This is a genomic window from Caballeronia sp. GACF4 (assembly GCF_023631025.1).
Taxonomy (GTDB): domain Bacteria; phylum Pseudomonadota; class Gammaproteobacteria; order Burkholderiales; family Burkholderiaceae; genus Caballeronia.
This window is the reverse complement of the sequence record NZ_JALQDW010000042.1, coordinates 94,377-113,294: the sequence shown is the minus strand read 5'-3', so window position 1 is coordinate 113,294 and position 18,918 is coordinate 94,377. Positions and strand designations below refer to the sequence as shown.

19 protein-coding genes are annotated in these 18,918 nt (G+C 61.9%); 9 read left to right on the top strand and 10 right to left on the bottom strand.

Translation table 11 applies throughout. The features are described 5' to 3' along the window. Window positions 1-749 (top strand): type VI secretion system baseplate subunit TssF (locus tag NCR40_RS30580; RefSeq protein WP_250511737.1); only part of this gene is annotated, 749 nt, incomplete at its 5' end. A 326-nt stretch (window positions 750-1,075) separates the two neighbouring features. Here NCR40_RS30580 and NCR40_RS30575 read toward each other — a convergent pair. Then, the gene (locus tag NCR40_RS30575; RefSeq protein WP_250511736.1) at window positions 1,076-2,392 is read right to left on the bottom strand and encodes an ATP-binding protein; all 1,317 of its coding nucleotides are present in this window, start codon (window positions 2,390-2,392) and stop codon (window positions 1,076-1,078) included. After that, on the bottom strand, window positions 2,389-3,051 hold the full coding sequence (locus NCR40_RS30570) for a response regulator transcription factor (RefSeq protein WP_244831123.1): 663 nt from the start codon (window positions 3,049-3,051) through the stop codon (window positions 2,389-2,391). Before NCR40_RS30570 ends, NCR40_RS30575 begins: the two co-directional genes overlap by 4 nt. A 424-nt stretch (window positions 3,052-3,475) precedes the next feature. Between NCR40_RS30570 and NCR40_RS30565 the strand changes: the two genes are divergently transcribed. The 3 genes from NCR40_RS30565 to NCR40_RS30555 all read left to right on the top strand — a co-directional run bounded on the left by NCR40_RS30565 (window position 3,476) and on the right by NCR40_RS30555 (window position 6,929). Beyond that, window positions 3,476-4,060, top strand: a complete 585-nt coding sequence (locus NCR40_RS30565; protein WP_244831124.1) for a 4'-phosphopantetheinyl transferase family protein — start codon at window positions 3,476-3,478, stop codon at window positions 4,058-4,060. 76 nt (window positions 4,061-4,136) lie between these two features. Then, window positions 4,137-4,925, top strand: coding sequence for a COG4705 family protein (locus tag NCR40_RS30560; protein ID WP_244831125.1), 789 nt, complete (start codon window positions 4,137-4,139; stop codon window positions 4,923-4,925). A 156-nt stretch (window positions 4,926-5,081) separates the two neighbouring features. Then, entirely contained in the window at window positions 5,082-6,929 is a 1,848-nt protein-coding gene (locus NCR40_RS30555) for an FUSC family protein (protein ID WP_250511735.1), read from the top strand. 18 nt (window positions 6,930-6,947) lie between these two features. On the opposite strand, the gene NCR40_RS30550 is transcribed toward NCR40_RS30555, so the two are convergent. The 3 genes from NCR40_RS30550 to NCR40_RS30540 form a co-directional block, all read right to left on the bottom strand. Further along, a complete protein-coding gene (locus tag NCR40_RS30550) occupies window positions 6,948-7,874 on the bottom strand; it encodes a LysR family transcriptional regulator (protein WP_250511734.1) in 927 nt (308 codons plus the stop codon). 70 nt (window positions 7,875-7,944) lie between these two features. Next, entirely contained in the window at window positions 7,945-8,484 is a 540-nt protein-coding gene (locus NCR40_RS30545) for an ester cyclase (protein ID WP_250511733.1), read from the bottom strand. Between the two features lie 171 nt (window positions 8,485-8,655). Then, window positions 8,656-9,123, bottom strand: coding sequence for a cupin domain-containing protein (locus tag NCR40_RS30540; RefSeq protein ID WP_250493873.1), 468 nt, complete (start codon window positions 9,121-9,123; stop codon window positions 8,656-8,658). 144 nt (window positions 9,124-9,267) lie between these two features. On the opposite strand from NCR40_RS30540, the gene NCR40_RS30535 reads away from it, so the two are divergent. Further along, entirely contained in the window at window positions 9,268-10,152 is an 885-nt protein-coding gene (locus NCR40_RS30535; RefSeq protein WP_250511732.1) for a LysR family transcriptional regulator, read from the top strand. Between the two features lie 11 nt (window positions 10,153-10,163). Here the strand turns inward: NCR40_RS30535 and NCR40_RS30530 are convergent, their stop codons facing one another. The 4 genes from NCR40_RS30530 to NCR40_RS30515 form a co-directional block, all read right to left on the bottom strand. After that, window positions 10,164-10,544 carry a TraR/DksA family transcriptional regulator gene (locus NCR40_RS30530; protein ID WP_244831131.1) on the bottom strand — a complete coding sequence of 127 codons (381 nt, stop codon included), beginning with the start codon at window positions 10,542-10,544 and terminating at the stop codon, window positions 10,164-10,166. Between the two features lie 99 nt (window positions 10,545-10,643). Beyond that, window positions 10,644-11,330 (bottom strand): Fe2+-dependent dioxygenase, encoded by a 687-nt coding sequence (locus NCR40_RS30525; protein WP_244831132.1) that lies wholly within the window; start codon window positions 11,328-11,330, stop codon window positions 10,644-10,646. Window positions 11,331-11,390: 60 nt separating this feature from the next. Beyond that, complete coding sequence (locus tag NCR40_RS30520) at window positions 11,391-13,613, bottom strand: TonB-dependent receptor (RefSeq protein WP_250511731.1); 2,223 nt, start codon at window positions 13,611-13,613, stop codon at window positions 11,391-11,393. Between the two features lie 284 nt (window positions 13,614-13,897). Beyond that, entirely contained in the window at window positions 13,898-15,568 is a 1,671-nt protein-coding gene (locus tag NCR40_RS30515) for a purple acid phosphatase family protein (RefSeq protein ID WP_250511730.1), read from the bottom strand. A gap of 121 nt (window positions 15,569-15,689) precedes the next feature. Here NCR40_RS30515 and NCR40_RS30510 point away from each other — a divergent pair, with 121 nt between their 5' ends. Together NCR40_RS30510 and NCR40_RS30505 are read left to right on the top strand one after the other, a co-directional pair. Beyond that, on the top strand, window positions 15,690-16,430 hold the full coding sequence (locus tag NCR40_RS30510) for a DUF2278 family protein (RefSeq protein ID WP_250493880.1): 741 nt from the start codon (window positions 15,690-15,692) through the stop codon (window positions 16,428-16,430). 7 nt (window positions 16,431-16,437) lie between these two features. Further along, entirely contained in the window at window positions 16,438-16,803 is a 366-nt protein-coding gene (locus tag NCR40_RS30505; protein WP_250511729.1) for a glyoxalase superfamily protein, read from the top strand. A gap of 13 nt (window positions 16,804-16,816) precedes the next feature. Here the strand turns inward: NCR40_RS30505 and NCR40_RS30500 are convergent, their stop codons facing one another. Next, complete coding sequence (locus NCR40_RS30500; RefSeq protein WP_250467837.1) at window positions 16,817-17,353, bottom strand: YbaK/EbsC family protein; 537 nt, start codon at window positions 17,351-17,353, stop codon at window positions 16,817-16,819. A gap of 199 nt (window positions 17,354-17,552) precedes the next feature. Here NCR40_RS30500 and NCR40_RS30495 point away from each other — a divergent pair, with 199 nt between their 5' ends. Beyond that, a complete protein-coding gene (locus NCR40_RS30495; RefSeq protein WP_244831137.1) occupies window positions 17,553-18,137 on the top strand; it encodes a hypothetical protein in 585 nt (194 codons plus the stop codon). Window positions 18,138-18,153: 16 nt separating this feature from the next. Then, window positions 18,154-18,816: an HAD family hydrolase gene (locus tag NCR40_RS30490; RefSeq protein WP_250493884.1), complete on the top strand. Its 663-nt coding sequence runs from the start codon at window positions 18,154-18,156 to the stop codon at window positions 18,814-18,816. Window positions 18,817-18,918: the final 102 nt, after the last annotated feature.

The following is an 18,918-nucleotide window of genomic DNA, read 5'->3' as shown; positions in this document are numbered from 1 at the left end:
CATATAGCGCCTTCACGAGCTTTCGCCATCGCGGCTGGACGCTGCAGTACGAGAAGCCAGAGCGCTATTTCCATACCTCGATGCGTTTGGGCGTGACGGGCCGGGAGCTTTGGCTGACGCTATCCGGGCAGTTGTGGGAGCGTCTCCACGCGGACGCTGCGCACGATGAGAACCGTCCGCAACCGGATCGCCATCTGACGGTGAGGGCACTGGCGAACAATGGACGCTTGCCGCGCATGGCGCTTTCCGAGGCGACGATCACCGAGACAGTGTCGGGCTTTACCGGTATCGCGTCGGTGCGCAACCTGAGCGCGCCGACGCTGCCGTTGTATCCGCCGCGCCATCACCCGGAGTACGACTGGCGCTTGCTCGGCCATTTCACGGCGGGCGGCGCGAATGAATTGAACATGATCGGGATGGTGGGCGCACCGGCATTTCGCGAGGCGCTGGAGCTTTACGACTGGTCGCCTGACGACAGTACTCAGCGGCGCATCGATGCTATCGAAGATGTGTGGTTGGCCGAGCATGAGTCGGTGGGCAAAGGACATATGCGACGCGAGGTTCGCGTGTACGTGCGCCTCGACGCTAGGGCATTCGACGGGCCGGGTGACGCAGCGCTGTTCGGTGATGTGCTAAGCCGGTTCGTGGGCCGCTATGCAAGTTTTCATCATGCGATGCGGTTGGTGCTGGACGTCGAGGGTAAGCAGACTGTGTATCCGGTGATGGAGTTCGAGGGGGCGCCATTTTGATTCGCGTGATGGAGCTTGCCCTGCTTGGCCCTGTTTTGAGCTGCCGGGCCGGCTCCTTTACGTTGTGCGTTTCGAAGGCGAAGCATGTCGACGCCAGGTGCGATAAAACTTCGATCCTATCGATAAACCCGTTCGACCGCATACGCTCATGAGAGCCGCTCATCGATCGTCACGGGCGTTACCGCAGCGCGTCAATCACTACGGTCGTCGCCCGCGACGTCTGCCGGCGGCTTGCGCAATACCTGTGTTGTCTGGAATTGTGGCGTGGCGCTGCCGGTCGACGACGGCTTCGTCGCACACTGTCCGTGCTCGCGTGAGAGACCGCTTCAAGCCGCTCTCCGCACTTCCTTTTCCGCCGCGAACCTGACCACCACAACCAGCCCATGTGGTTCCGCATCCCTTAACACAACCTCCGCGCCGATCCGCGCCGCCACCGTGGCGACGATCGACAAACCAAGACCCGAGCCTTCGGTATCCGTGCCGAGCACGCGATAGAACGGATCGAACACACGCTCCCTTTCTTCCGCCGCAATGCCGGCGCCGGAGTCCTCCACGCGAATGAACGCGCGGCCATCGATCACGCCGGCCGATAAATCCACGCGCCCATCTTCCGGCGTATAGCGGATGGCGTTATCGACCAGGTTCTTCAGCAAGATCGAAAGCTCGGCCTCGGGCACGTCGATCACCACGTCATCCTCCGTACTCGACACGCCGATGTCCAGACGCTTCGCCTCGGCAAGCGGCATCAAATCCTCGAGCACGTTGCGAAAAACTTCCTGTACACGCAGCCTGCTCGGCTTGCCCACGGTCTTGTCCTGCACGCGCGCGAGCGTGAGCAACTGATTGAGCAGCGCACGCGTGCGCGCGAGACCTCGCCGCAACGAGAACAATCGTTCGCGCGCGGCGGCGGGCATCTCCGAGGCGTCGAGGCGCTCGGCCTGCAACGAAAGCGCCGTTAGCGGCGAGCGCAGTTCATGCGCGGCATCGGCGACGAAGCGGCGTTGCATCGCCAGCGAAATGTCCACGCGGATCAGCAGGCGATTGATCGCCACGACGAACGGCGTGATCTCGGAAGGAACCGTATCTTCCGTGAGCGCCGAGAGATCGTGCTCGGGACGCTGATCGAGATCGCCCGCCAAAAGCGCGAGCGGACGAAACATGCGGCGCACGAGCCAATGAAGCGTGATGAGCAAAACCACCGCGAGCGTGCCGAACGGAATGACGGTGGCAAGCGCACTGTTGCGCGCGATCTCGTCGCGCCCCATGGTCTTCTGTCCGACCACGACACGAACGCCGTCTTCGAGCGTCTTCACGATGATCCGCCAGCGCAGGCCAGCCACGTTCGCATACTGAAGGCCGTCCCGCAGGTCGGCGGAGAGCGCGAGCGGCGCGCGTTCATCGAGTGTCTGAATCACGATCTTCGATGCGAAGTCCACACCCGGCACATCGGCAAGCGTTTCGCGCCGCATGACGGCGAGACTGCGCGGCGTCACGAGCGCGGTGATCTGCTTGAGCTGCCCGTCCTGCAACTCGTTCGCCTCGTGAAAAGCCGTCTTGAACGCGATGAAGCCGCCGATGAGCGCAATCGCCACGATCAACACCGACAGCCATGCCGACAAACGAAACTGGAGCGAACGGTTCATGTCTGCTTCGAGACCATCCAGCCCACGCCGCGCACATTCTTGATCGCCTGCGCGCCGAGCTTCTTGCGCAGCGAATGAATCAGGAATTCGACGGCGTTGCTTTCGACTTCCTCATTCCAGCCGTAGATGCGGTCTTCGAGTTCCGTGCGCGAGAGAATGGCGCCGGGGCGCAGCATGAGCGCCTGAAGCAACGCAAACTCGCGGCTCGACAGACGCGTGACGTTGCCCGCGGCCGTGACTTCGCGCGTGGCGGGATCGAGCGAGATGATGCCGTTCGACATGACGGGCGCCGCCTGACCGCTGCGCCGCCGCACCACGGCGCGCATCCGCGCGAGCAGTTCGGACATCTCGAAGGGCTTGAGGATGTAATCGTCCGCGCCTGCATCGAGGCCACGAATACGCTCTTCCACCGCATCGCGCGCGGTGATGATAAGTAACGGAACCAGATTGCCGCCGGCCCGCACCGCGCGCAACACGTCGATGCCGTCCTTGCCCGGCAAGCCCAGATCGAGCAGGGCAACGTCGTAGCTGTGCGTTTCCAAGCTTGTCAACGCAAGCCGGCCGTCACGCACCCAGTCGACGGCGTAGCTGCCGTCCTTAAGGGTGTCTTGCACAGCTTCGCCGATCATGCGGTCGTCCTCGACCAGCAACACCCTCATGCCATTTCTCCGTGGGCTCACCTTCGCCCCCGCGCGCAAAACATCTGCGAAAAGGGCGGCAAAAGCGACTTTACACCGAGTGAGAAGGGGGATGGGGACATCGGCATGGAGGATGCGTCTTCTTGACTGAGTCTGAAGTCTCGAAGCGTAGACTTAGCTGGTGCTTAGGAATAAAAGACCAGGCGAATCGTTTGCTCGACGGGCCATGCCATCCGCGAAAACCCGCATCGCCGCCAATCCTAAGTTTGAGCTAAGTCTCGGCTGCAACGGTGTCGCTCTGCACGGAATCATCGCCCGCCCGTTCGCCCATAAGACAGACATGACCACCACCGCGCCCACGAAAAAAGCCCCGCGACGGCCGCCGTCCGCCGTTCTCGCCCGCCCGTTGGCGTGGGAACATTACGATCTCTCGCAATCGAATGTCATGTTCGAACGGCTCCCCGCGCCGGGCGAACTCGCGCTCTGGCTCGTGCCTACCGAATTCCGCTTCGTGTCCGCATCGAACGTCGGTCTTTGGCTCACGGTCGCCGAGCGCAAACGCGCGCGCATTCATCCAAACGCGGCGGTGGGACGGCGCTTCGGCGTCGGACGGGCGACGCTTCGGCTGCTGCTTTCCGGGGTGCTCGCGTGCCGGCAACACGAAGTGAAGCTGGAGGAAGGGCCCGAGGAACGCATCGTGGTGGCGAATCTGCGCGATGGCCAGTCGGTCGGCGTCGACATCGCTTATTGCGGTATCTGGATCGTCATTGCGATGGCGGCTGACAGAGTAGGGCTGAAGATAGCGCCGAATCTGTTCGCGCCGCGCGATACGAAAGATTTGTTCGCAGCCGCACGAGCGCGCGCGGAACGCGGTGAGGTGCGATCGCTGCAAGAGCGGGCCGCGCAGGAGACGACATGGCATACGCTTCCGCTGCTCTTGCCGGGCGAAGCGCGTGGCGCTGTCGTGCTCGAAAGACCGTTCGAACGCGTGCGAGCGTTTGGCTGGGAGCGTCCGTTCGATGCAATCTGATCAACGGCGCTAAGCGTCCGCTAAGGAATCGATTGTTATTCTGCGGAGACTCACGGCTCTCACGGAATACTTCGACATGCAAATCAATACGGAAACGCAGGACCGACACGACCTCAAGGTGCCCGCCGTCACGCTCGGCTTCTGGCTCATCAAGATCGCGGCGACGACGCTCGGCGAGACCGGCGGCGATTGGGTCACGATGTCGCTGAATCTCGGCTATCTGGTGGGCTCCGCGATTTTCGCGATCCTGTTCGTCGGCTTCGTCATGGCGCAGGTGCGGGCGAAGGGCTTCCATCCGTCGTTCTACTGGATCACCATCGTCGCGACCACGACGCTCGGAACCACGCTCGCCGACTTTGCCGATCGCTCCGTTGGGCTCGGTTATCCGGGCGGCGTCTCGTTGATCGTCGTGTGCCTGGTGCTGTGCATCTTTCTTTGGTATCGCGTGGAAGGAACGGTCGCGGTGTCGAGCGTGACCACACCGCGCGCCGAATGGTTCTACTGGATCACGATCCTGTTCTCGCAAACGCTGGGCACCGCCGTCGGCGACTGGCTCGCAGGCGACGATCGCGGCGGTCTCGGCCTCGGCTACGAAGTGAGCGCGCTGATTTTCGGCACGCTGCTGCTTGCCGTGTGCCTGATGTACTTCTTTACGCAGATTTCCCACACGCTGCTCTTCTGGCTCGCGTTCGTGCTGACGCGGCCGCTCGGCGCCACGCTGGGCGATTTCTTCGATAAACCCGTCGACCAGGGCGGACTCGCTTTCAGCCGCTTTACGGCTTCGGTCGTCCTCATCGTGGCGATGGTCGCGGCTGTGTGGATCACGGATCGAGTTGATAAGCGCAAGGCAGCGGCGTATCCGTGACCTGAGTCACGCAAAAAAGAATTTTGACGCGCTATCATCCGGGAAAACCCGTATTTGTCCGAGTGCCGGCGATCCCGGCCGACGACGAATCGGCATTGTCCCTTTGCATCGGCGCCGGCCAAAAGCCGTGTCCGATCTCCGACCGGATGTCGACCCATGATTGCGATCGTCTTTCGACGAGCGGCTGACCGCCTGCTCGTAGCAGATCCCGGCCTCGCGCGCTTCGTCACGGCGCTTCGTGCGACGCTCGCCACGTTGATTAGCGCCTTCATCTGCATCGAAGTGGCCGCGCGATTCGGGTCACCGCCGGTGGTCGCCGGACTAGCCGTGCTGTTCTGCATGATCGCCCCGCTGTTCTTGCGCGATCACACGCTGCACGGCTGGTTAGTCTCCCTCTCTTCCCTCTATCTCGTCGCCGTGTCGAGCTTCGCCACGGCGGCCGCGCTCGATGTCGTGCCGTTCGTCGCCGATGCGGTGTTCATCGCGCTGCTCTTCGCCGGCATGCTGGTGCAGGCTTGCGGACCTCGAGCGCTTGGCAGCGCGCTGATCGGCATCGTGGCTTTTTACTTTGGCGTGTATCTGCATCCATCGTCGAACGAGGCTGCTTTGATCCTCGCGCTGTCGATGGTGGCGCCGTGCGTGATCGTGTGCGTCGCGCGCGGAATCGTGCCGCAACGCCGTATCGCCGCGATACAACTGGCGATTCGCACCGTCGCCTTGCGCGCAAGAGACGTGCTCCGCGAAACGCACCGCGCGGGGCGCATGCACACGGCGCTGTCCTCGATGAACGAAGCGGCCATCGCCTTCGAAGACCGGCTCGCGCTTCTAGACCCGGACGAAGCCGGCGCGCTGCGCGAAGCGCTCGTGGAACTCGAAGTCGCCGCAGGCCAATATGTCTTCGATGCAACGAGCCGCCCCGCACGCGAAAGCGCCTTCCGCTCGGCGATTGCGAAGCTCGAAGGCATTGAGACGACGGATTCGAAGCGCAAGAACGCGCCGCCGCCGCGCAAGAGAATCGACATGAGCCAGCTACGCACGAGCCTTTCGTGGCTGCCCGCCTTGCGCACGGGCGCGGCAGCGCTGATGGCCATGCTCGCGGGTCACGTGCTGTCGTCGGAGCGCTGGTTCTGGGCCGTCATCACGGTGTTCGTCGTGTTCCTCGGTACGCGTTCGCGCGGCGACACGCTGTATCGCGCCATGCAGCGCATTGCCGGAACACTCGCGGGCGGACTGGTCAGCGCGCTTCTGGTGACGAGTCTGCACGATCAGCCCGCCGCGATTGCAGCCGCCATGCTGCTCTGCGTTTTCGGTTGGGCGTACTTCATCATGAGCGCATACGGGCCGGGCGTGTTCTTCATCACCGTGCTCGTGGGTCTGGTCTATGGCGGTCTCGGCCTTGCCGTGCAACCGCTCGTCGAACTGCGGATCGAAGAAGTGGCCATAGGATGCCTCGCCGCCTTGATCGCCGCGTTCACCGTCAAGCCGCTCGATACCGCGAGCCATATCGAGGCGCGCTTCGTCGGCGTGGTCGATGCCTTGATCGAAGGCGTGAGCGCGGCTTCAGCCAATGCGGATGAAGACCAGGGACGGGCCGCCGCCGCGGTCAGAGCGCTGGATCGTCAATGGCACGACTTCCGCGTTGCATTGCGTCCGCAGCGCGTCTTTGTTTGGGAGCCGCGTTACGAGCAGATCGCCGGAGCCTTGCAGTGCTGCGTCCACAACGTGCGCGCCATGCTCAGCGAGCGCTCCGATACGCGACAGGATGCAGGCAGCGAACACAGCTTCGGCTCGGTGATGGCGCGGCTGGAAAGCGTACGCGCGCGTTATGCACGGCCGATACGTAACACGCTGCCTATCGATACCCGCACCAGCGATGCGCTCGTCTCGCTCGATGGCGCCGTCGCGATGCTTGCGTCACGCATTCGCGATGCGCAAGCCAGCCGCGATATCTCCGTCACGTGGCGCACGCTTGCTTCGTTACGGGCGCGAATCGGCTTCCATTGAGGCAGACGGCACGTGCGGTTAATTGTCGAGATAAGGCGCGAGGTCTCGCGTCGCATCCGCAAATTTGGCGCTCAGATAATCGAGCAGCGCCCGCACGCGCGGCGCCATGTACTGACGCCGCTGAAACAACGCATGCACGGGCGTGTCGGGGCAACGCCATTCGGGCAGCAGAAGCTCGAGCCTGCCAGCCTGCAGATCCGCGCCGATGTCCCATATGGACTTCATCGCCACACCGTGTCCTTCGAGCGCCCATTGCCGCGCGAGTGCGCCATCGTTCGTCTCGCGTGCATGCGTGAGCGGAGCGGTGAAATTCTCGCTGTGGGCATCGCGCATGAAACGCCATTCGTTCGCCACGCCAGCAGCTGAACTCAGCAAAATGAAGCGATGCTGAGCGAGCGCCGCGACGTTCTCCGGCCTGCCATGCGCCTCGATATAAGCCGGTGACGCGCATAGCGTGCGACGGTTCGGCGCCATGCGCTTGGCGATCATCGTGCTGTCGGCGGGCACGCCGAAACGGATCGCGAGGTCGATATCGTCGAGTAGCAAATGCGACAGCGAGTCCGACAACACCAACGCAATGCTGACCTCGGGATGCATCTCGTTGAAGGCGTCGAGCCATTGCGTGAGGACATGGCGGCCGAAATCCGACGTGGCCGAGACGCGCAACTTGCCGCTCACCACGGCGCGTCCGGCGTGCAGCGCGGCGTGGGCGTCGTCGAGTGTTTGCAGCGCGTGCTGGCAGTGCGACAGGTATGTGCGGCCTTCGTCGGTCAGTCTCAGACTGCGCGTGGTGCGCTCGAAGAGTTGCACGCCGAGCGCGCTTTCGAGTCGCACGAGCCGCGCGCTGGCCGCAGCCGGCGATAGATCGAGCTTGCGGCCGGCCGCCGAAAGACTGCCAAGCGCCGCTGCTTCGACGAAAAGCCGGATGTCACCCAGGTTATCCACGCGCTGCCGCTCCAGGTTTGGTAGGTGGGACGATCGCGCCGAGGTGCGCGTGGGTATCATACCCGCGCCCTTATTTGCTCACCACGCCGAGTTGCTGCAGGAACGCGAGGTTGTCTTCGAGATGCCAATTGTCGGTAATCTTGCCGTCGCGGATACGGTAGATATCGGTCGCGATGAAATCCACCGGCTGTCCGTTGCCCTGCACGCCGTTGAACGTGCCGGTGAAATGGCCCGTGAAGTGCAGGTGCGTGACGACGCGGTCGCCCGTGACGATCATCTGTTCGACCGAAGCGTGGACGTCCGGCACGGCTGCATGAAACGTTTTCGATGCAGCCAGCGGCCCGGCAATGCCCTGCGGGCGGCCGGGCGGCAGCGTGCGGTCCGTGAAGTCGTCGGCGAGCGCGGCGCGTGCCTGAGCTTCGTCGCCGGTAGTCCAGAACGTGTCGTAGGTGCGGGCCGCGTGAATCTGCCGCGCCGCCTGCTGCTTCGACAGAGTTTTGTCGACGATAAGCGTCTGCGGCTCGACGAGGCTGTCGGCGGCGGACGCCGGCAGCGCACTTGCAACAAGTGCTGCACCAAGAGCAGCGGACACGATACGTAAGAGCGACATGATGTTCTCCGTGAATGGCTGTTCGTATGAGGTTTAAGCGGCGCAACGCGGACTCGGTTATTGCTTGCAATGCGCCTTGCATGAAAGCCATTCTGCGTTCATCGATGTCGCTTGATAATGGGTCTGCCTCTTGAATGATTCTTCTGCGAAACCAAAAAGTGCCGCGCGTCTTCAAGCCTTCGCGGCCGGCGGATAAAGCGTGATGCCGAAGCGCGACGCGGCCTCGCGCATGCGGGCCTTGTCCGCGTCGGTCGGGTCGTGCGGGACGACCTGGCCGCTTTGCGCATCGGCACAAGCATCGACGAAGCGGTCGAAGCCTGCGGGCGTGCAGATCACGAGATAACGGGCTGTCTGCGCCCCGGAATTGATGAGCTGATGCTGCGAGCCACGCGGCAGCACCACGGTCGAGCCAGCCAGCAAGCGATGCCGCGTACCATCGACGATGGCATCCAGTTCGCCTTCCAGCATCAGCAGCGTCTCTTCCTCATTCTCGTGACGATGCATGGGCGTGGCGCGTCCGGCAGGCGAGAACATTTCCAGCATGCAGTAAGCATCGTCCGTATGATTGCCGGACACGAGCAGGCGAGCGCGGGAACCGCCGAAATCGTATTCGACCGGGTTATCGTTCAACATGAACATGCAAAATTCTCCATATAGTTCGTATGGCGTACTAATGAGACATGAGCCGAAATCACTCTCACCGCGCTACTCTAAGCGAATATCGGCCATGCATTGGAGGCAGTCGTGCCACGTCTTTCACGCTAATCTGTCGCGAATGACGCCATGAAGAATCTCAGCCAGTTCGTTAATTTTTCTGCTGTCGCGCGCCACGGCAGCTTTGCGCAAGCAGCACGTGAACTCGGGCTTGCGCCTTCATCCGTGGCGAAAAGCGTCGCACGCTTAGAAAAGGATCTCGGGGCGCGGCTTTTTCACCGGACCACGCGCGCTGTCACGCTCACCGAAGAAGGACGCGCGCTGTTTGCGAAAAGCGCGCGCTTGCTCGAAGAAATCGAAGCGCTCGATCTGGACTCTGTCAGCGACAACGACGAGCCCGCAGGCGTGCTGCGCATTGGCGCTCCGATAGGCTATGGCGTGCGTGTCGTGTTGCCGGTGCTCGCGCGTCTGCGCGAACGTTATCCGCTACTCGAATTCGATCTGCGTCTTTCCGACGGACGCGTGAGTCTCACCGACGAAGGACTCGATGCGTCGATCCGCTTCGGCGAACTCGAAGACTCGTCGCTGATTGCGCAAAAGATCGACGAACAGGCGCTCGTGTTGTGCGCGAGTCCGACGTACCTCTCGCGGCACGCAAGAATTCGCGCGGTGAGGGACCTCGAAGATCACACGTTGATTGCGTTTCGTCTGCCGACGAACGGGCGCGACCGGCCGCTCGAATTCATCGAGAACGGAGAAAAGGTATCGGTGGAACCGCAAGCGCCGTTTCGCATCAGTCACGGCGAGGCGCTGGCGGAGGCCGCGTTGCTCGGTATCGGTCTTGCGCAGATGCCCGAGTTTTTCGCGCGTCAGTATCTCGCGGCGGGCGCGCTCGTCGAAGTGCTGGCGAATTTCCGCCCCGCGCCGCTTGCCGTGAATCTCGTGCTGCCGGGCTCGCGTGTGCGGCCCGCGCGGGTACGCGCGTTGATCGAAGCATTCACGGCAAGTGCCTGACGCGCAAAGCCTCAATGGCCCGTTTCGCGCTTGCTCTGCTCGGCGACGGTGAGAATGGCTTCGGGCATGACCTCGAGGCGCGCCTTGGGAATGGGGTCGCCGCTTTCGTCGGAAAGACCGTAGCTGCCTTCCTCGATTTTTTGCAGCGCGCGCTGGATGTCGGCGATACGCAAGTCGTTCACGTTGCGCAGTGCCTGATTCGATACGTATTGCTCGCGTCGCTGTGCGTCGTCTTCGTATTCCTCGGCTTCGGCGCCTTGTTCTTCCTGTAGATTTCGCTCGCTCGCAATCGTGCCTTCTTCGTTGCCGAGCAATTCGCGCTGCAATGCTTCCAGACGTTCGCGCTGCTTTGCGATGAACTCGTCACTCAAGCCGTTTTCGTCGGTGGCCATGATGGTGCCTCGAGTAAGTGTTCATCAAACGTACGCTTCGGCAGTCGGCATTGTCAAGGCAACTTGTTCGTGGCCGTGCTCCGACAAAAGCAGGGCCGCTCAGGTCTCGCTCCACATGCGCAGCAGATTGTGATAGCAGCCGACGAGCGTTCGCTTTGCGGCTTCATCGCCTTGCGTGGCGTTCAGGCGTTGAATGGAGTTGTCGAGATCGAAGAGGAGGGCGCGTTGAGCGTCGTCGCGCACGAGGCTTTGCGCCCAGAAGAAGCTCGACACGCGTGCGCCGCGCGTCACGGGCCGTACTTGATGCAGGCTCGTCGCGGGATAAACGATCGCATGTCCCGCGGGCAATTTCACTTCCTGCACGCCATACGTGTCTTCTATGACGAGTTCGCCGCCATCGTAGTCTTCGGGACGGGACAGGAAGAGCGTGACGGAGACGTCGGTACGCACGCGTGCGCCATGACCCGGCACGATACGGATTGCGCCATCGACATGACTGCCGAAGTGCATGCCGCCTTCGTAGCGATTGAAGAGCGGTGGATACACGCGATTGGGCAGCACCGCGCTGATGAAGAGCGGATGCCGTTCGAGCGCGCCGACGATGGCGTCGCCCATTTCATGCGCAATGGGCGAGCCTTCCGCGATCTGCCGGTTATGTTTGACCGGCGCGCCCTGATAGCCAGCGGTTGCGCGGCCGTCGACCCATGAGTCCGTGGCGGCTTCAAGCCGTGCGCGCATGGCGGCGGCATCTTCGGGCGTGAGAACGCCGGGTATGGAGAGGATCATCGTTCTGGCTTTTCAACTGCGCGCGCCGCGCCTTAATTCGGCGTGGCGCGCGCAGGCACATCAACGGAAGCGGTAATTCAACGTCGCGAGGAAGGTGCGGCCGTAGCCCGGCACCGCGCGTCCGCCATCCGACGGGATCAGCGCGTCGTAGTAACGCTTGTCCGTCAGATTCAGCACGTTGAACTGGATATCGTAACGCTTCTGATGATAGGCGGCCATCGCGTCCCAGCGCACGTATCCGCCCACCTGAACGAGATTGTTGTTCGCTGCATAGCGCGAGGACACATACGAAGGCCCGCCGCCGATCTGCCATGCCGGCGTGAAGTCGTAGGTCGTCCAGAAGTTGAGCATGTGATGCGGCGTGTTGGCGAGCGTGTTGCCGGTCGTGCCGTCGAGCGCCTTCTGCACGGTGCCGTCCATGTAGGTGTAGCCGCCGAACATCTGCCACTGCTTCGTGATGTGGCCCGCGACGCCCAACTGATAACCGCGCACGCGGACGTCGCCATCGAGCGTGTATTCGCCGGTCGAAACCTGCGTGCGAGCGTTGGTCTTCTCGATGTTGAAGAGCGACTGCGTCACCGAAAGGCCGCCGTTCAGCAAGTCCCACTTCGAGCCAACTTCGTACGAACGGTTCTTTTCAGGCGGCGTGTTCTGCTGATTGTTGGTGAGCGTCAGTGCTTCGAGCGACGGGTTGAACGACGTCCCGTACGACACGTAATACGATTGCCAGTCGGCCGGCTGCCACACCACGCCGGTACGCACGCTCGTGAAGAAGTTGGTCTGCGTGGCGTAACCGGGCGCGTTGATCGAATTGTTGATCGACGCTTCATAGCGGTCCCAGCGCACACCGCCAATCCACTTCCAGTTCTCGCCGATGGACACCGTATCGTTCAAATAAAGACCGATGCCGTTCGCGCTCGATTCGGCCAGATTCGTCGCGACTTCACGATAATTCGCCGGGCGCGGCACGTATGCCGGATCGACGAGCGGCACGATGGCGAGCGTATTCGAAGGCAGGCCGGGCGTGGTCGCCGTGAAGCTCTGGTTGCTGTAGGTCTCGTGACTCAGATCGACGCCGACGAGCATGTCGTGCTTCAGGAAGCCGGTTGCGAACTTGCCCTGAAGATCGGTCGTGTTATAGACCGAGTGATCGTTGATGTTGCGGTCCTTGCCCTGCAGCCGCACGAATAGCGACGACAGCGGCAGTGCCGTGTAGTTGCCGTTCGCAAGCGCGGTCGAGGTTCCGAGCGGACCCGTCAGCACGGCCGCTGCGTTGGTCGCGCGCGCCTCGGTGCTGTAGTGGCTGAACTGCGTCTGGTTGCGCAACGTGAACATGTCGTTGAAGCGATGTTCCACACGCGCGTTCACCGTCTGCACGTCCTGGATCGTGCGGTCGTCCGTGAAGCCGTAGAAGGTTTTCCTATCGACCGGCGCGGGATGGCCGTTCAGCGGCGGAATGCCATAGTCGGGCTGATCGTAGTTATGCTGGATCAGCGCGGACAAGGTCACCTGCGTAGGCGTACCGATGCCGAACTTCACTTCCGGGGCCACGCCGTAATCCTTGTTCTTCATCTGATCGCGGGTCGAACCGAGATCCTGTCCGAACGCGTTGATACGGAACGCGGAGGTATCCGTGAGCGGCTGGTTGATGTCGACCGTGCTGCGATAGCGGTCGTGCGTGCCCGCTTGCACGGAAACATCGGCGCGAGGCTTCAGGTTCGGCTGCTTGCTGACCTGATTGATGACGCCGCCCGTGGAACCGCGCCCGAAGTACAGCGACGACGGGCCATACAGCACGTCGATGGATTCGAGATTGAAGGTATCGCGATAGTACTGGCCGCGGTCGCGAAAGCCGTCGAGATAGATGTCGGTGCGCGCCGTGAAGCCGCGCAGGTTGATGTTGTTGCCGATCTGGCCGCCTTCGGCCGCGCCGAGGGTTACGCCCGGCACATTGCGCAAGGCGTCGGAAAACGAACTCACCGCTTGCGATTGCAGCACTGCTTTCGGCACGACCACGACGGCCTGCGGAATGTCGCGCAGCGCTGTCGGAACCTTGGCGCCGACGCTCGAGACTTCCGGCTGGAAGTCGGCTTGCTGATCGGCCTGTCCCGTGACCTTGACCGCCGGCAGCGTGGCGGTTTCCGGTGCGGATGCGTTGCTCACCGGGGCATCGGCCTGGGTCGTCTGCGTCACTTGCGGGGCGGTTTGCGCGTAAAGCGGCGCCGCAATCGGCGCAACGGTAAACGCGGCCAACGCCGCGGCAAGCGGTGTTTTCCTCAACATGTCGTTCCTCAAATTTTTTCGACCGCATGCGTGTCGCTGACGCATGCGCAATTGACTTGTTCTTGGCTCGGCATCCACGAATCAGAAATAAGCCCTTAATTCAGGTGAATGCGAATCACTATCATTACACAAAGGCCGAAATATTTGGAAAGAATTTCACAATTCCAGGGAACTTTTTCCGAAATAGTCAGGCTATTGTAAGGGTGCGTACAGTGCCTGTACTAGATGGGTAAGAAGCAAAACGCCCGCAACGCGCGGGCGCTGCGGGCGTGAATGCGGGCCAATCAGCGACGGCATCCTTTTTCGAGAACGATGGTTTCGAACAGCTCGTAGTCCGCGGTGGGCGTCTGGTCCGCGCCCGGCGCGTGGTAGTAGTTCATCGTGATCGATGTCTTGCCGCCATGCTCGCCCGGATCGCAGTCGAAAACGGCGATGCCGTAGCCCGTGCCTGTATCGCGTTGCGCGGACCAGATGGCGTCTTCCACCGCATCCGCTACGGGACGCACGAACGTGCCCGCCGTCGCGCCCGGAATGGGCCGGTTGCGTTTCGTGAAGACCTGCGCTTGCGGATTGCCCGTGCCCGCATCCGTGCCGTAGACGTCGAGCGGCGCGCTGGTGCCGCCGCCGCCGAGAATCAGATGGACCGTGCCGTGCGAAGTATCGATAGGATCGTTCGCGCGCTGCGCTGTCATCACCGGACGCGGTTGCAAGGTGTCGACGCGTTCGCCCGTCGTCGCATCGCGGCCTGCGTGATGATTGCAACCGCGCACGGGATGGCTGCGCTCGTAATCGTGATCGTGGCCGCACAGCACGAGGTCCACGCCGTATCGGTCGAACAAGGGCAGCCATGCTTCGCGAATGCCCTTGTCGGAGCCATTGCCCGTCTTCGACGAACTCAGCGCGTCCTGATGCATCTGCACGATGATCCAGTCGATGTCGTCGTCGCGCGACGCATCGCGTAGCGTCTTTTCGAGCCAGCGCGTCTGCTCGCCCTGACTGTAGCCGCGAATGTAGAACGACGTGCCCGGTTCGATGGCCGGATTGCCCGTGCTCGCGGCCGGCACGAGCGGAGCGGGACCGGCGACGAATGCGGCGGCATCCTGATACACGACGTCGTCGGCATCGAGCGAAACGAACAGCACCGAACTCACGCGGAAGCTATACCAGCGCCCCGGAAACTGCGTGCCGTTGTCGGGCAACGTGTAGCGCGTGAGATAGGAATCGAAGCCCTGGCGGCCGTTGTTGAACTCGACTTCGTGATTGCCCGGACAAGGCATCCACGGACGATTCGCGGCAGAGACCTGCGCGTTATTGCCGAAGTCGCGCCACACTTCAGGCTGATGAGCGGCGTTGAGATTCGCGTAGCAAAGATCGCCGTTGAGCAAGTGAAAGAGCGGGTCGAAACGTTCCACAGCTTGCACCGCGAAACGGCTTTGCGGCGACGACAACACCCAGCCCGTGTTCGGCGTCGCGAGGTCGCCATAACTCGTGAAGCGGAACTTGCGACGGCCGCGCGGCGCCGTGCGAAAGCTCGCGCTGAAAGGCTGGGCCGCGTTGCTGTCGTTATCGGCGGTGACTTCGTAGTGATACGTCGTGTCCGGATGAAGGTCGCCAAGACGCGCATGATACGTGCAGACAATCTCGCCGTTCAGACCATCGGTATAAGTGCGTTGTACGCCGTGAATCACGCTTGCATGACCTTCGTGCGTTCTGATGCGAACACGCGGATGCACGGCCTGCGCAAGCGATGCCCAGCTCACGACGACTTCGCGCGTCGGGTCTTGGCCCCAAGTCAGATGCACTTGTTCGGGCGTGCCATCCGGGCCGGGCGATGCCGCGTTCGCCGTCGCGCTCATGACATTGGCCGCGGTGGCTATGCCGGACGCACCGGCGAGCTTGAGAAAGCCTCTGCGCGATGCAATAGATGCGGAGTCTTGCGGGTTCTTCGTTACCATGGACGGGCCGTCTCCTCGTTTGATCAGGACGCGATGTGTCCGGAGACATTATTACTATCGGTATGACCCGGCTATGACAAACGGCCTGCACGACCGGCTTAGGTGAAAACAGGAGCGAAGAATGGCAAGCAACGAGTACGTGGTGTTCAAGGGAAAGGTAAGGCTTGGCGTTCCCTTTCTGGACGGTTACAAAGGCGACCCGCACTATGTGATCGTAAGCGACGACGAGAAGGGCAACGAGTTTCGCATCGTCACGAACGTGAAGTCGGATAGCTCGCTGACGGGTCCTGCGGGTTACCTCGTGTTGTATGTGCTGAATCAGAACTTCGACAACGCGATCACGGCAGACCTCGCGAAACTGAATGCGGGCGTCACCACATCGAGCTTTCCGAAACTCGACTACGTGCACGAAGAAGGCCTCGTCGATCTAAGCGCCATGCGTCCTATTCCGCTCGACACGGCAAGCGAGCACAACGACATCAACGCGCTCGTCAACGAGATGCTGCAGCTCGATATGTCAGCCGATCCGGTGAACTATGTTTATCCGACGCCGAGCTACAAGGATGAACGGCGCGGCTGGAAACCAACGAAGGACGTCACGGTTTATGGTTTCGGCTTTCTCTTTCAGCCGGGAGAAGACGGGCTTCACGAGACGCATATGAATCAGGGCAATCCAAAGCCCATGAAGGGTAGCCACGTGAAGGATCATTCGAATGAAAACGGTGTGTCGCAGGATGGTGCCGTGATCGTCGAAGTGGATGGCAAGTATCAGGCGCTCTTCGTGGCGTTTCAAACGCAACTCGTGCCGACAGATAATCGCGGCTTTCCGATTCCGGGCGAGTCGCATCCCATACTCGACTGAACTCAGCATGCGAATTCATCCTGCCATACCGATCATCCGCATCTTTGCCGTCGATCGGGCCAAGGAGTTCTATCTCGACTTCCTCGGCTTCACGCTCGAATGGGAGCATACGTTCGGCGAGAACTTTCCCCTCTACGCGCAGATCAGGCGCTCGGACCTCACGTTGCACTTGAGCGAGCATCAAGGCGATGCAACACCCGGTTCGACCATCTTCGTGCCGATGGAAGATATCGATACGTTGCATCGCGAGCTGGAAGCGAAGGCGTATCGATATGCGAAGCCCGGCGTCGAAACGGTGGACTGGGGACGCGTGATGGAAGTCGCCGATCCGTTCGGCAATCGCATTCGGTTCTGCGAAGTGGCGAAGAACTGACGGCAATCCCAGGCTACACGGCCAACGCCGCCACGATCACTTGCGGCAGTGCGAGCAAACGCTGCGGCGCGAGCAGCAGCTTTGCCTCGCGGATGCCTGCGCCCATCACGATGCGCTCGCGCTCCATCACGGACGCCTCCACGAGCACGGTCATCGACTCAGGCAAGCCAAACGCGGTGATGCCGCCGTACTCCATGCCCGACAACTCCGTGGCCGCTTCGCGCGACGCGAACGAAATACGTTGCGCGCCGAGTTCGCGTTTGACCGCGCCGTTCACGTCGAGCCGGCGCGTCGCCAGCGTGACGATAGCGGCGAACTGTTCGCCTCCGTCCTTCTTGAAGCGCACGACGATGGTGTTCGCGCAGTCGTCGAGATCGATACCGAAGCGCGCGCTGCAGGCGGCGGTATCGGAGGCGTCGTCGGGCACGCGAAACACATCGACGTTTGCGCCGTTCAGCGACGCGAGCACGGATGCGGGCAGGCGCGCGGCCGCTTCGTCGGCGGACATGATGTCGAGATTCAGAGCGTAATCGGCTTGTGGCGTGTTCATGAGCGTTCGATAAAGAGGCTTCAGGCAAAGGCCCGAAGTGCCGAAAAAAAGCCAAGCGTAACCGAATCCAGTGAGCCGCGCAGCGCTGCAACCATGCTGGAAGCATCGACCGGATATACTTGTCCCTCGTGGAATCGAATGCGAACAGGCAAGCAAGCCGCGTTCGCGCTCGAAAAGATATCTTTGTTCAGGGGCTGGAATGAGTCGATCGACGGTCACGTACCGGGGCTATGAGCTGGTTATCAAGAACGCGTCCAACGGTGTGGCGCAATGTTGGGCGTGGAAGGATCAGAAGGCCGCGTTCAAGGAAACCGGAGAGACGCTCGACGACGCCGAACGCACCGTGCGTGCGGCGATCGATGCGGAAATGGGACCGGCGACCGGCGCGGGAGATGCGGCAGTGGACGCCTACATCGCCGCGTTCAAGGCTATCTTGCCCGTCAGCGAAGGGCAACGGAAGATGCTCGTCGCGCACTATCAGGCGCCCGCGCGCACCATCACCGCCATGCAGTTGGCCAAGGCCGCGGGCTATGCCAGCTATCGCGGCGCCAATGTGCAATACGGCAATCTGGGCAAGCTCATTTACGAGCAGCATCCGGTGGACCTGCCGCGCCGTCCGCGCGACAACTCGCTCATCTTTACGTATGCCATAGCCGATCCCGGCGCGGTGGCGGCTGGCAGCGTGCTCGAAGGCTATACCGAAGAGCACGAAGCCGAATGGAGCTGGCCAATGCGCGCGGCAGTCGCACAAGCGCTGGTCGCATTGGGCATCGTGAAGGCCTGAGGCACATGACCCAAGCATGATCAAACTCTGCCTGCTCGATTTCGACGGAACGTTGTGCGCCACGCATGACGCAATTCGCACCTGCATCGAATTGACCTTCGATCATTACGGTGTGGAGCGGCCCGATGCCGCGCGCGTCGAGCACGTGATCGAAGCGGGCGTGGTCATGTCCGAGGCCATGCGGCAGCTCATGGGCTCGCGTCTGAGCGTGGCTCAAGCGGATGAATGGGCGGCCACGTATCGCGCGTATTACGTCGAACGTGGACTGCAACATACGCAGCTTTTCGCCGATGTCGAACGCGTGCTCACGGAGTTGCAGACCTTGGGCGTTGCCCTGGTGATCACGAGCAACAAGGCGGAAGCGTCGGTGAAGAAGGCAATCGATCATTACGGGATCGCCCACTTCTTCGACATGCTCGTATGCGACCCGCCCGGCTTGCCGAAGAAGCCGGATGCGGCGTGTTACGAGCAACTTATCGCGCCTCGCTATCTGCATGTGCCCCGAGCTGAGATTGCCGTCGTCGGCGACACGCAAGCGGATCTGGGCCTTGCACGCAACATCGGCGCCATTGCTTGCTGGGCCGCCTATGGCTACGGCGACAAGGCGCGTTGCACGGCGATGGAGCCGGATATCGTATTGCAGGGCTTCGGTGAACTGGTTGAGAAGCTGAAAGCTTAAGCGCGCGATGAACCTCGGGCGAAGCCGCGCGCATCGCCCAAGTTTGCCGATTTTCGATAACTCCCCGGTTTTTGAGCCGCTAGGATTGCCTTCGACGAGGCC